Here is an 11,934-nt window from a genome sequence, read left to right as displayed (position 1 = left end):
CAAGGGCGGGGAAGCGGCGTAAAGGCTCTCTTCATGCGTACCGTTCCCCTCGACGAAGCCCGGCGCTTCCCGTTCTGGCAGCGCCCCGCCGCGCTGCTGCTCCTGATGGCGATGGCGATGCCGGTGGCCTTCGCCACCTGGTCGTCGCTGCTCAACAACTTCGTCATCGAGGTCGCCGACTTCGACGGCGCCGACATCGGCCTGCTGCACACGATCCGCGAGATCCCGGGCTTCCTCGCGGTGGGGGTGATCGCGCTGCTGATGTTCATCCGCGAGCAGGTGCTCGGGCTGGTGGCGCTGGCGATGCTGGGGCTGGCGACGGCGGTGACGGCGCATTTCCCCGAACTGGGCGGCATCCTGACGGTGACGCTGCTCGCGTCGATCGGCTTCCATTACTACGAGACGGTCAACCAGTCGCTGCAGCTGCAGTGGATCGACAAGGCGCGCGCGCCGCAGGTGCTGGGCTGGCTGCTCGCGGCGGGATCGGGGGCGACGCTGGTGGCCTACGTGCTGATCGTGATGACGTGGGAGCGGTTCGAGCTGTCCTACGCCTTCGTCTACTGGCTCTCGGGCGGCTTCACGGCGCTGGTCGCGCTGGTCTGCCTGGTCGCCTACCCGCAGTTCGAGGCGCCCGACCCGCAGCTCAAGACCTTCGTGCTGCGCCGACGCTACTGGCTCTATTACGCGCTGCAGTTCATGTCGGGGGCGCGGCGGCAGATCTTCGTCGTCTTCGCCGGCTTCATGATGGTCGAGCGCTTCGGCTTCGAGGTGCACGAGGTGACGGGGCTGTTCCTCGTCAACCTCGTCGCCAACATGGTCCTCGCGCCGGTGCTGGGGAAGGTCGTCTCCGTCTTCGGCGAACGCTTCGCGCTGGCGTTCGAGTATGTGGGCCTGATCCTGGTGTTCCTCGCCTACGGCGGCGTCTACTGGTTCGGCTGGGGCGTGATGCTGGCGGCGGCGCTCTACGTGATCGACCACCTGTTCTTCGCGCTGGCGCTGGCGCTCAAGACCTACTTCCAGAAGATCGCCGACCCGCGCGACATCGCCCCCACGGCGGCCGTCGCCTTCACCATCAACCACATCGCGGCGGTGTTCCTGCCGGTGCTGCTGGGGCTGCTGTGGCTGGCGTCGCCGGGGGCGGTGTTCCTGCTCGCGGCGGGAATGGCGGCGGTGTCGCTGATCCTGGCGCTGATGATCCCGCGCCACCCGGCCCCGGGCAACGAGACCATCTTCGCGGGCGGACTGCCGGCCCCGGCGGAGTAGCTTGACCCGGGCGGGGGGCTGCGCCATGGCGGGCGCGTCCCCTGCCGGAGCCCGCGCCATGCCGACCTTCACCGCCTACACCACCCTCTCCGAACAGGCCCGCGCCGAGGCGCTGGGCGAGGCGCTCGAGGCGCTCGAGCCCGCGCCGACCGGGGTCGGGGTGTTCGAGATGGAGGACGGCTCGGGCCTGTGGGAGGTGGGCGCCTACTTCACCGAGGCGCCCGACGAGATCGCGCTGGCGCTGCTCGCGGCGAGCCAGCAGGCGCGCACCTTCACCGTCTCCGAGCTGCCCGAGACCGATTGGGTCGCCAAGGTGCGCCGGGAGCTGGCGCCGGTCGAGGCGGGCCGCTTCTTCGTCTACGGCAGCCACGACGCCGACAGGGTGCCGGAGGGCCGCGTCGCGCTGCTGATCGAGGCGGCGATGGCGTTCGGCACCGGCCACCACGGCACCACGCTCGGCTGCCTGAAGGCGCTCGACCGGCTGCTCGCGGCGGGCGCCGAGAAGCGCGCGGTGATCGACGTCGGCTGCGGCACGGCGGTGCTGGCGATGGCGGCGGCGCACAGCTGGCCCGGCGAGGTGCTGGCGAGCGACATCGACGAGGTCGCCGTCGAGGTGGCCGAGGCCAATGTCGCCGCCAACGGGCTCGAGGGGCGCGTGCCCTGCCTCGAGGCGGCGGGCTTCGACGCCGCCGACATCGCCGCCGCCGCGCCCTTCGATCTCGTCTTCGCCAACATCCTCAAGGCGCCGCTGCTCGACCTCGCCGCCCCCATGGCCGCCGCCACCGCGCCCGGCGCGCACGCGATCCTGTCGGGGCTGCTCAACGAGCAGGCCGACGAGGTCGTCGCCTGCTACGAGGGCGCGGGCTTCCGCCTCGAGCATGCCGAGCGGATCGGCGACTGGACGACGCTCACGCTGGTGCGCTGACGGGGCCGCGAAATGGCCGCAATCATGCGGCAGGGTAGGCGGCGTCAACAGCAGCGCCGGAGGCCCCGATGAGCTCGACCGACTTCAACCAGCGTGTCCGCCGGATCGCCCGCGAGCACGAGCGGATCAAGCAGCATGGCGGCGACGTCAAGCTGCAGCGCGACGGGCTGCTCAAGCTGCGCCCGCGCCGGGCCGTGCCGCTGCGCCGCGCGCCGCTGAAGCTGGTGCTGATGGTGCTCGTGGGCCTGTTCGCCGGGAAGTGCGCGCTGATCTGGCACCTTGGGGACGACGCCTACGCCGCGAAGCTGGCGGCGCTCGACAGCGACAGCATCGTCGAGCGCGGCGGCGCGCTCGTCATGCAGATCGACCCGGCCAGCCGGTGGATCGTCGACCAGCTGGCCCGGGTCACGGGCTGACGGACGGGCCCGGCGGCCCGCCCTCGCTTTCTCACCGGCGGCGGCCGTCGGCCACCACGTCGATGTCGGCGTGGTCGAGGCCGATGTCGGCCAGCTCGTGCGCCGTCAGGCGCGACAGCGAGGCGCGGGTGACGCGGTGGTCGTTCCAGTCGCTCAGCGCGCCGTGGAGCCGGGCGAGGAGCTGGCCCGGGCGCAAGCCGGACGCGGCGGGGAGGGTGCGGGTGCTGTCGTAGATCGCCATCGCGACTTTCCTTGATCTGGCCGGGGCGGCCCCCGGGGGCAATGCGGTTTCGGCGGCCGATTAGGCCTCGTCTCCGCCATTTGGAAGCACAATTTTCGCATGCCGGCCAACTATTTTTCGCATGGTCGAAAAGCGACGAAAGCCGTTGTTTTGCGACCTCCGGCGAGCCTCGGAGATGTCGCGAACCGACCAGTCGGTGACGCTTTTCGTCGTCGCGCCGCATGCGACGGGGGGTTGGCCGGTGTTCGCTGTTTGTGCTAATGGCTTGGATAACGACAAGAAGGCAGGGCAGCATGCGGGTAATCGGCATCGATCCGGGGCTCAGGCACACCGGCTGGGGCCTGATCGAATCGGTCGGCTCGAAGCTACGGCACGTGGCCAACGGCGTCTGCCATTCCGAGGGCGAGACCCTCGCCGCGCGGCTGCTGTCGCTGCACCTGCAACTGGCCGAGGTGTTCCGCCAGCACGCTCCCGAGGCGGCGGCGGTGGAGCAGACCTTCGTCAACCGCGACGGCGCGGGCACGCTCAAGCTCGGGCAGGCGCGGGGCATCGCGATGCTGGTGCCGGCGCAGGCCGGGCTCGAGGTCGGGGAGTACGCGCCGAACGCGGTGAAGAAGAGCGTCGTCGGGGTCGGCCACGCCGACAAGTCCCAGGTGGCGCACATGGTGCGCGTCCACCTGCCCGGCGTTGCGCTCGCCGGGCCCGACGCGGCCGACGCGCTGGCGGTGGCGATCTGCCACGTCCACCACCTGCAATCGGGCCGCCACCTCGCGGCGGCGCTGGCCCGGGCGGCGGCGTCATGATCGGGCGGCTGACGGGGCGGCTCGACTACCGGGCGGGCGATCACGTGCTGATCTCGGTCGGCGGGGTCGGCTACGTGGTCTACGTCTCCGAGCGGGTGATGGCGGCGCTGCCGGGCAACGGCGAGCCGGTGTCGCTGTTCACCGACCTGCTCGTGCGGGAGGACCTGCTGCAGCTCTTCGGCTTCACCACGTTGGTCGAGAAGGAATGGCACCGGCTGCTGATGAGCGTGCAGGGGATCGGCGCCAAGGCGTCGCTGGCGATCCTCGGCGCGCTCGGCGCCGACGGGGTGAGCCGGGCGATCGCGCTGGGCGACGCGCGGGCGATTTCGGTGGCCAAGGGGGTGGGGCCGAAGACCGCGGAGCGGGTGGTGCGCGAGCTGCGCGACAAGGCCCCGGGCGTCATGGCGCTCGGCGGCTCGATCGAGGCGGCGCTCGGCGAGGTGCCGGCGGCGGCCGACGACGGCGCAGTCCTCGAACCCGCCGACGCCGCGCCGCCGCGCGCCCCGGCGGGCGCGGCCCAGTCCGACGCGCTCTCGGCGCTGGTCAACCTCGGGTACGCCCCCGCCGAAGCCGCCGGCGCCATCGCCGAGGCCACCGGCGCCGGCGAGAGCGAGACGGCCGGCCTGATCCGCGCGGCGTTGAAACTGCTGGCACCGAAAGGGTAGGGCCTGCTCGTCGGCCCGTCTGCGGGCCGCCTCGCGGAGGATGGGATGGAAGAGCCGGACCCGATAGTGCGCCCCGAGCGGCAGGCCGAGGACGGCGACCGCGCCCTGCGCCCGCAGACGCTCGACGAATTCATCGGCCAGGCCGAGGCGCGCGCCAACCTCAAGGTCTTCATCGAGAGCGCCCGGCGGCGCGGCGAGGCCATGGACCACGTGCTGTTCCACGGCCCCCCCGGCCTCGGCAAGACGACGCTGGCGCAGATCATGGCGCGCGAGCTCGGCGTCAGCTTCCGCATGACCTCCGGCCCGGTGCTCGCCAAGGCGGGCGATCTCGCGGCGATCCTGACCAACCTCGAGGCGCGCGACGTGTTGTTCATCGACGAGATCCACCGGCTCAACCCGGCGGTCGAGGAGGTGCTCTACCCCGCGCTCGAGGATTTCGAGCTCGACCTGGTGATCGGCGAGGGCCCGGCGGCGCGCACCGTGCGCATCGAGCTGCAGCCCTTCACGCTGGTCGGCGCGACGACCCGGCTCGGCCTGCTGACGACCCCCCTGCGCGACCGCTTCGGCATCCCCACCCGGCTGCAGTTCTATTCCGTCGAGGAGCTGCACGAGATCGTCACCCGCGGCGCCCGCCTGCTCGGTGCCCCGGCCACCGACGGCGGCGCGCGCGAGATCGCCCGGCGCGCCCGCGGCACGCCCCGCATCGCCGGCCGGCTGCTGCGTCGGGTGGTGGATTTCGCCGTGGTCGAGGGCGACGGCACCGTCACCCAGGCCATTGCCGACCGCGCCCTCACCCGGCTCGGCGTCGACACGCTCGGCCTCGACGGCGCCGACCGCCGCTACCTGCAGCTCATCGCCGAGAGCTACGGCGGCGGGCCGGTGGGGATCGAGACGCTCTCGGCGGCGCTCAGCGAGAGCCGCGACGCGCTGGAGGAGGTGATCGAGCCCTACCTGCTCCAGCAGGGGCTGATCCAGCGCACCCCGCGCGGACGGATGCTGGCCGAGGGCGCCTGGCGCCACCTCGGCCTCGCCGCGCCGCGCCCGCCGGGGCAGGCGGACCTGTTCGGCAAGTAGCGGCTTCTCCCCCGCGCGCCGATCCGCTAGCAAGCGCGCCATGACGCCCGACGACATCGCCCGCCACTTCACCCGCCCCGACGGCAGCTACCGTTTCGCCCGCTGGGGCCGGCCGATCGTGCCGGTGGTGTTCGGCGTCGCCGACGAGAGCCTGCCGGTCATCAAGGGCGCGATCGAGGCGGTCGTCGCTTGCGCCGGCCACGAGATGTCCGAGGTCGATCCCGAGACCGGGGCCAACCTGATGCTGTTCTTCGTGCGCGACTGGGCCGAGCTCGCCGAGGTGCCCGAGATGGCGGACCTCGTCGGCGAGGTCGCGCCGCTCGTCGCGCGGCTCGAGGGGCGCGGGGCGACGCAGTTCCGCACCTTCCGCTTCGACGGGACCGGCGCGATCCGGGCCTGCTTCGCCTTCCTGCGCATGTCGGAGGAGATGGCCGCGCAGCCGGCCGCGACGCTGGCGCTGGGGCAGGCGGCGCAGGCGATGCTGCTCTGGTCCGACGCGGCCTTCGCCGAGGCCTCGCCGCTGGCGCTCGCCGACGGCGTCGCGGTCCTGCGCCCCGACATCGCCGCCATCCTCGCCGCCGCCTACGATCCGGTGCTGCCCCCGGCGGCGGACGACGCCAGCCACGCGCTGCGCCTGTTCGCGCGGATGCCGCGATGAGCCATTCGTTCCGCTGCCGCGTCTACTACGAGGACACCGACCTCGCCGGCATCGTCTACTACGCCAACTACCTGAAGTTCATCGAGCGCGCCCGCACCGAGTGGGTGCGCGAACTCGGCATCGACCAAGCGCGGCTGAAGGCCGAGCAGGGGGTGGTGTTCGCGGTGCGCCGGCTCGAGGCCGACTACCTCGCCCCCGCCCGCTTCGACGACGTCCTCACCGTCGCCACCGCCCCCGAGCGCCTCACGCCCGCCCGCATCGTGCTGCGCCAGGCGGTCTCGCGCGACGGCACGCCGCTGTTCGACGCCCGCGTCACCCTCGTCGCGCTCACCGTCGCCGGCGCCCCCACGCGTCTGCCCGCCGAGCTCGCCCGCCGCCTCGGCTGACGCGCGCCCCCGGGCTTCATCTGGCCTTAAATATGCACGGCGACCGGCCCGCCGCGGGCGCGCCGCCGGTGAGTTCGCGCGGCGGCGAAGTTCCGCGCATACCGCCCGCGCCGCCACGCCCGTGTGATCGGCGCGACGTGGATTTCCTCCGCGAGATGCTGTAACCGGGCGATGAAGTCCCCGCCACACAAGGGGTCGACGAAGAGCAGGCAGTCATGGACGCAGCAACCGATTTCAGCATGTGGGCGCTCTTCGCCCGCGCGACCCTTGCGGTCAAATTCGTGATGATCCTGTTGATCGGCGCCTCGATCTGGTGCTGGGCGGTGATCGTCGACAAGTGGCTCCAGTACCAGCGCGCCCGCGCCGAGGCGGCGCGGTTCGACCGGTCCTTCTGGTCGGGCGAGCCGCTCGACGGGCTCTACGAGGAGATCGGGCCGACGCCGAAGGGGCAGAGCCAGAAGATCTTCGCCGCCGGCATGACCGAGTGGCGCCGCTCGCACCGGCAGGACGGCGGCCTGATCGCGGGGGCGCAGGCGCGGATCGACCGCTCCATGGACGTCGCCATCGCCAAGGAGGCCGGGCGGCTGCAGCGCGGGCTGCCGGTGCTGGCGACGGTGGGCTCGACGGCGCCGTTCATCGGCCTGCTCGGCACGGTCTGGGGGATCATGAACGCCTTCATCGAGATCGCCGAGCAGCAGAACACCAACCTCGCCGTTGTCGCGCCCGGCATCGCCGAGGCGCTGCTGGCGACGGGCCTCGGCCTGCTCGCGGCGATCCCGGCGGTGATCTTCTACAACAAGCTCTCGGCCGACGCCGACCGGATCGTGTCGGGCTACGAGGCCTTCGCCGACGAGTTCTCGACCATCCTGTCGCGCCAGCTGGACGGCTGACATGGGCGCCGGGGTCATCAAGAAGGACGGCGAGGGCGGCGGCAAGCGCGCCCGCCGCCGCAACCGGCGCAGCCAGCCGATGGCCGAGATCAACGTCACGCCGTTCGTCGACGTGATGCTGGTGCTGCTCATCATCTTCATGGTCGCCGCGCCGCTGCTCACCGTGGGCGTGCCGGTGCAGCTGCCCGAGACGGCGGCCAACGCGCTGCCCACCGAGCAGGAGGAGCCGCTGACGGTGACGCTCACCGCCGACGGCGCGCTGCAGATCCAGACCACCGAGGTGGCGCGCGAGGAGTTCATCGCCCGGCTGCGCGGCATCGCCGGCGAGCGCGAGAGCGACCGGGTCTTCCTGCGCGCCGACGGCGCGAACGCGTGGAACCGGGTGGCCGAGATCATGGGGGCGATGAACGCCGCCGGGTTCAACAACATCGGTCTCGTGACCGACATCGGCGGTCCGACCCTCGACGGGTCGGACGGGTAGGGCGGCCATGTCCCCCGGCGGCTACATCTCTGGCGCGGGACACGCGGCGCTGCTGGTATGGCTGCTCGCCGGCTGGGGCCTGTCGAGCGAGCCGCTCGACTTCGCGGTGATGGACGTCTCGGTGGTGACGGTCGAGGAGTTCGAGGCGATGAACGCCGCGAGCGCGCCGCAGCCCGAGCCGCCGCAGGTGGAGGCGCCCGAGATCGAGCCGCCGCCGCTCGAGGAGGCCGCCGCGCCGCCCGAGCCCGAGGAGGCGCCCGAGACCGCGACCGCCCCCGAGAGCGCGCCCCCCGCCGAGGCCGACCCCGCGCCGGAGGTGCCCGAGGCCGCGCCGACGCCGCCGCCCGCCGAGGTCGCCGAGATCGCGCCGAACGCGCCGGTCGTGCCCGAGATCGTCGAGGACCCGACCCTGTCGGTCAGCGAGCGCCCGATGCCGCGCCCCTCCGAGCGCGTCGCCCCCGAGGCCGCGCCCGCGCCCGATCCGGAGGTGACGCTGTCCGACACCGTCCGGCAGGCCGCCGCGCCGTCGGAGGAGCCGGCGGAGATCGTCGAGGAGCCGGAGGAGGAGACCGCCGTCGAGGAGGCCGCGAGCCAGATCGTCACCGAGGCCGATCGCCCCGCCGCCTCCGCGCCGGACGCCTCGCTGCGCCCACGGGTCCGCCCCGACCGCCCCGAGCCGCCCGCCCCGCCGCGCACCGAGGAGACGGTGACGACCGCGAGCAGCGAGGCCGCGGCCGAGGAGCCGGAGGTCGACGAGGCCGCCGTCGACGATGCCGTCGCCGCCGCGCTCGCCGCCGCCTCCGCCGTCGAGGCGCCGTCGACGCCGGTGCCGCAGGGCCCGCCCATGAGCGGGGCCGAGCAGGAGGGCTTCCGCCTCGCCGTGCGCGAATGCTGGAACGTCGATGCCGGCTCCGAGGCCGCGCGGGTGGTGGTGACGGTCGGGTTCGGGCTGAGCCCTGCCGGGCGGGTCGAGGGCGACGTGCGGCTGGTCAGCGCCTCCGACGGGCCCGAGGGCGCGCGCAGCGCCGCCTTCGAGGCGGCCCGCCGCGCGGTGCTGCGCTGTCAGAACGACAACGGGCGCTCCGGCTACGACCTGCCGCCCGAGAAGTACGACAGCTGGCGCGAGGTCGAGATGACGTTCGACCCGCGCAGCCGGTGAGGAGCCCCGCGATGAAGCCACAGACCGCCCAAAACCGCCCCGGCCACGGCCGCGCCGTTCACCTTTCCGCAAGAGGCGTTGTATGAGCGCCAGAGCATGTGCAGAAGCGCGCCAGCCGGGCGCGAGAGCACCCCAAACCGACTCCGGGAGGATCGAGGTCATGACCCATCGCCTGTTCGCCAACCTGCTGGCCGGGCTCCTCGTGGCATTCGCCGCGATGTGGCTCGCCGGCGCCGCCGCCGCGCAGGGCGGGCCGCTGCGGATCACCGTGACCGATCCCAACGTCGAGCCGCTGCCCTTCGCCATCCCCGCCTTCGAGGCCGAGACCGCCGGGGCCGAGGGCCTCGCGTCCGACATCAGCCGCCTCGTCGCGCAGGACCTGGTGAACACCGGCCTGTTCCGCGAGATTCCGTCGACCGCCTTCGTCAGCCAGCTGACCAGCTTCGCCCAGCCCGTCGCCTACACCGACTGGCGCACGATCAACGCCCAGGCGCTGATCACCGGCGCGGTGGCGGTCAACGGAGGCCAGGTCACCGTCAAGTTCCGCCTCTACGACGTCTTCTCCGGCCAGGAGCTCGGCGCGGGCCAGCAGCTCGTCGGGACGACCGACGGCTGGCGGCGCATGGCGCACAAGGTCGCCGACCAGGTCTATTCGCGGATCACCGGCGAGTCGGGCTACTTCGACAGCCGCGTCGTCTTCGTCTCCGAGACCGGGCCCAAGAACGACCGCCGCAAGCGGCTGGCGATCATGGATTACGACGGCGCCAACGTGCAGTACCTCACCGACAGCGGCTCCATCGTGCTCGCGCCGCGCTTCTCGCCGACGGGCGACCGGGTGATCTACACCAGCTGGGACAGCGGCTTTCCGCGGATCAACGCCATCGACGTCGGCACCGTGAGCCGCCAGCAGATCCCGGTGCAGGCCGGCGAGATGGCGTTCTCGCCGCGCTTCAGCCGCGACGGGCGGCAGGTGATCTACTCGCTGTCCGAGGGCGGCAACATCGACATCTGGCGCACCGACATCACCACCGGCCAGCACCAGCGGCTCACCAGCGCGCCCTCGATCGAGACCGCGCCGAGCCTGTCGCCCGACGGCCAGCGCATCGTCTTCGAGAGCGACCGCTCGGGCAGCCAGCAGCTCTACGTGATGCCGGTCACCGGCGGCGAGCCGCAGCGGATCAGCTTCGGCGAGGGCCGCTACGGCTCGCCGGTCTGGTCGCCGCGCGGCGACATGATCGCCTTCACCAAGCAGCACGCCGGCCGCTTCCACATCGGCGTGATGCGCACCGACGGCTCCGAGGAGCGGCTGCTCACCGCGTCGTTCCTCGACGAGGGGCCGACCTGGTCGCCCAACGGCCGGGTGCTGATGTTCTCGCGCGAGACCCAGGGCGCCGACGGCGCGCCGGCGATCTACAGCGTCGACGTCTCCGGCCGCAACCTGCGCCGCGTCACCACCCCCGCCTTCGCCTCCGACCCCTCCTGGGGCCCCCTCCAGCCGTGACCTCGCGCGCACCCGCTCGGCGGGTGCGCAGGGCTCCGGCCCGTGTTAACCTGCCGCCAAAGCGCCATAGCCAACAGGACCGCACTCCATGAAAAAGCTGCCCATCGCCCTGCTTCTCGTCGCGGCGCTCGCCGCCACGGGCTGTAACCGGCGCGACCGCTTCGCCGACGGCGCCGGTGTTCCCGCCGCGCCCGCGCCGGTCACCAATCCCGGTGCCGGCTCCGCGGCCGACCCGAGCAGCCCGGCCTACTTCCAGCAGACGATCGGCGACCGGGTGCTGTTCCTCGTCGACCAGTACACCCTCACCCCCGAGGGCCGCGCGGTCCTCGACGGACAGGCGCGCTGGCTGCAGGCCAACGCCGACTACCGCGCCGTGATCGAGGGCCACGCCGACGAGCAGGGCACGCGGGAATATAACCTCGCCCTCGGCTCGCGCCGCGCCAACGCCGTGCGCGAGTACCTCGTCAGCCAGGGCGTGCCGAGCAGCCGGCTGCAGACGGTCACCTACGGCAAGGAGCGCCCGCTCGAGGTCTGCTCGGCCGAGAGCTGCTACGCGCAGAACCGCCGCGCCGTGACCGTCATCGCCGCCGGCAGCGGCCTGACCGGCTGAGGCCGCCCCTCAACAACCGGGAGACACGAGTGATGCTGCGTGCCTTGTTCCTGACCGTCGCCCTCGCGGCCGCGCCCCTCGGCGCGGCGGCGCAGAGCGACGACGAGACCCTCGCCGACATCCGCCAGGAGCTGTCGGTCCTGTTCGTCGAGGTCCAGAACCTCAAGCGCGAGCTGTCCACCACCGGCGCCCCCGGCGTCGAGGTCGGCGGCACCTCCGCGCTCGAGCGGCTGAGCGCCATCGAGGCCGAGCTGCAGCGGCTGACATCGAAGAGCGAGGAGCTGGAGTTCCGCATCAACCGGATCACCCGCGACGGCACCAACCGCCTCGGCGATCTCGAATTCCGCCTCTGCGAGCTCGAGCCCGGCTGCGACATCGGCCAGCTCGGCGACACCCCCACGCTCGGCGGCGTCGATGCCGCCGAGAGCCTCCCCCAGGCCGAGACCGCCAACGACACCGGCGGCCCGTCCCTCGCCGTCGGCGAACAGGCAGACTTCGAGCGGGCGCAGGAGGCGCTCGCAGCCGGTGACTTTCGCGGCGCCGTCGACCTCTTTGCGACCCACACCGAGACCTACCCGGGCGGACCGCTGAGCGCGCAGGCCCACTTCCTGCGCGGCGAGGCCCACGAGGCGCTCGGCGAGCCGCAGGCGGCGGCGCGGGCCTACCTCGAGGCGTTCTCGGGCGAACCGCGCGGCGAGATCGCGCCCGACGCGCTGTTCCGCCTCGGCGGCACGCTCGGCGTGCTGGGCCAGGTCGACGAGGCCTGCGTGACGCTGTCGGAGGTGACCAACCGCTTCCCGGAGTCCGACGCCGCCCTCGAGGCGATGGACGCGCGGACCTCGCTCGGCTGCTCGTGAGCCCG

15 protein-coding genes are annotated in these 11,934 nt (G+C 72.8%); 14 read left to right on the top strand and 1 reads right to left on the bottom strand.

The genetic code is table 11. The annotated features are described in order from the left end of the window. Positions 1–33 precede the first annotated feature (33 nt). The 3 genes from OG2516_RS07655 (at position 34) to OG2516_RS07645 (ending at position 2,604) form a co-directional block, all read left to right on the top strand. Positions 34–1,263: an MFS transporter gene (locus tag OG2516_RS07655; protein ID WP_007255069.1), complete on the top strand. Its 1,230-nt coding sequence runs from the start codon at positions 34–36 to the stop codon at positions 1,261–1,263. A gap of 58 nt (positions 1,264–1,321) precedes the next feature. After that, the gene (locus OG2516_RS07650) at positions 1,322–2,188 is read left to right on the top strand and encodes a 50S ribosomal protein L11 methyltransferase (RefSeq protein ID WP_007255068.1); all 867 of its coding nucleotides are present in this window, start codon (positions 1,322–1,324) and stop codon (positions 2,186–2,188) included. 68 nt (positions 2,189–2,256) lie between these two features. Then, positions 2,257–2,604: a hypothetical protein gene (locus tag OG2516_RS07645; protein ID WP_007255067.1), complete on the top strand. Its 348-nt coding sequence runs from the start codon at positions 2,257–2,259 to the stop codon at positions 2,602–2,604. A 31-nt stretch (positions 2,605–2,635) separates the two neighbouring features. On the opposite strand, the gene OG2516_RS07640 is transcribed toward OG2516_RS07645, so the two are convergent. Continuing rightward, a complete protein-coding gene (locus tag OG2516_RS07640) occupies positions 2,636–2,845 on the bottom strand; it encodes a DUF1127 domain-containing protein (RefSeq protein WP_007255066.1) in 210 nt (69 codons plus the stop codon). A gap of 293 nt (positions 2,846–3,138) precedes the next feature. Between OG2516_RS07640 and ruvC the strand changes: the two genes are divergently transcribed. The 11 genes from ruvC to ybgF all read left to right on the top strand — a co-directional run bounded on the left by ruvC (position 3,139) and on the right by ybgF (position 11,929). Next, the gene (ruvC, locus tag OG2516_RS07635; RefSeq protein ID WP_007255065.1) at positions 3,139–3,648 is read left to right on the top strand and encodes a crossover junction endodeoxyribonuclease RuvC; all 510 of its coding nucleotides are present in this window, start codon (positions 3,139–3,141) and stop codon (positions 3,646–3,648) included. Continuing rightward, positions 3,645–4,313 (top strand): Holliday junction branch migration protein RuvA, encoded by a 669-nt coding sequence (gene ruvA / locus OG2516_RS07630; protein WP_007255064.1) that lies wholly within the window; start codon positions 3,645–3,647, stop codon positions 4,311–4,313. The genes ruvC and ruvA overlap by 4 nt, the downstream gene beginning before the upstream one ends. Before the next feature lie 45 nt (positions 4,314–4,358). Beyond that, complete coding sequence (gene ruvB, locus OG2516_RS07625; RefSeq protein ID WP_007255063.1) at positions 4,359–5,387, top strand: Holliday junction branch migration DNA helicase RuvB; 1,029 nt, start codon at positions 4,359–4,361, stop codon at positions 5,385–5,387. A 40-nt stretch (positions 5,388–5,427) separates the two neighbouring features. Continuing rightward, positions 5,428–6,045, top strand: a complete 618-nt coding sequence (locus OG2516_RS07620; protein ID WP_007255062.1) for a hypothetical protein — start codon at positions 5,428–5,430, stop codon at positions 6,043–6,045. Next, a complete protein-coding gene (ybgC, locus tag OG2516_RS07615) occupies positions 6,042–6,431 on the top strand; it encodes a tol-pal system-associated acyl-CoA thioesterase (protein ID WP_007255061.1) in 390 nt (129 codons plus the stop codon). Before OG2516_RS07620 ends, ybgC begins: the two co-directional genes overlap by 4 nt. Positions 6,432–6,646: 215 nt before the next feature. Next, a complete protein-coding gene (tolQ, locus tag OG2516_RS07610; RefSeq protein ID WP_007255060.1) occupies positions 6,647–7,321 on the top strand; it encodes a protein TolQ in 675 nt (224 codons plus the stop codon). A gap of 1 nt (position 7,322) precedes the next feature. After that, on the top strand, positions 7,323–7,802 hold the full coding sequence (locus tag OG2516_RS07605; protein WP_007255059.1) for an ExbD/TolR family protein: 480 nt from the start codon (positions 7,323–7,325) through the stop codon (positions 7,800–7,802). Between the two features lie 7 nt (positions 7,803–7,809). Further along, a complete protein-coding gene (locus OG2516_RS07600; RefSeq protein WP_007255058.1) occupies positions 7,810–8,961 on the top strand; it encodes a hypothetical protein in 1,152 nt (383 codons plus the stop codon). A 160-nt stretch (positions 8,962–9,121) separates the two neighbouring features. Continuing rightward, positions 9,122–10,462, top strand: a complete 1,341-nt coding sequence (tolB, locus tag OG2516_RS07595) for a Tol-Pal system beta propeller repeat protein TolB (protein WP_007255057.1) — start codon at positions 9,122–9,124, stop codon at positions 10,460–10,462. 88 nt (positions 10,463–10,550) lie between these two features. Further along, positions 10,551–11,072, top strand: coding sequence for a peptidoglycan-associated lipoprotein Pal (pal, locus tag OG2516_RS07590; protein WP_007255056.1), 522 nt, complete (start codon positions 10,551–10,553; stop codon positions 11,070–11,072). Positions 11,073–11,104: 32 nt separating this feature from the next. Further along, the gene (ybgF, locus tag OG2516_RS07585) at positions 11,105–11,929 is read left to right on the top strand and encodes a tol-pal system protein YbgF (protein WP_007255055.1); all 825 of its coding nucleotides are present in this window, start codon (positions 11,105–11,107) and stop codon (positions 11,927–11,929) included. The last annotated feature ends 5 nt before the right edge of the window (positions 11,930–11,934 follow it).

Source organism: Oceanicola granulosus HTCC2516, assembly GCF_000153305.1.
In the GTDB taxonomy this organism is placed as follows: domain Bacteria; phylum Pseudomonadota; class Alphaproteobacteria; order Rhodobacterales; family Rhodobacteraceae; genus Oceanicola; species Oceanicola granulosus.
This window is presented reverse-complemented; position numbering and strand designations above follow the sequence as displayed.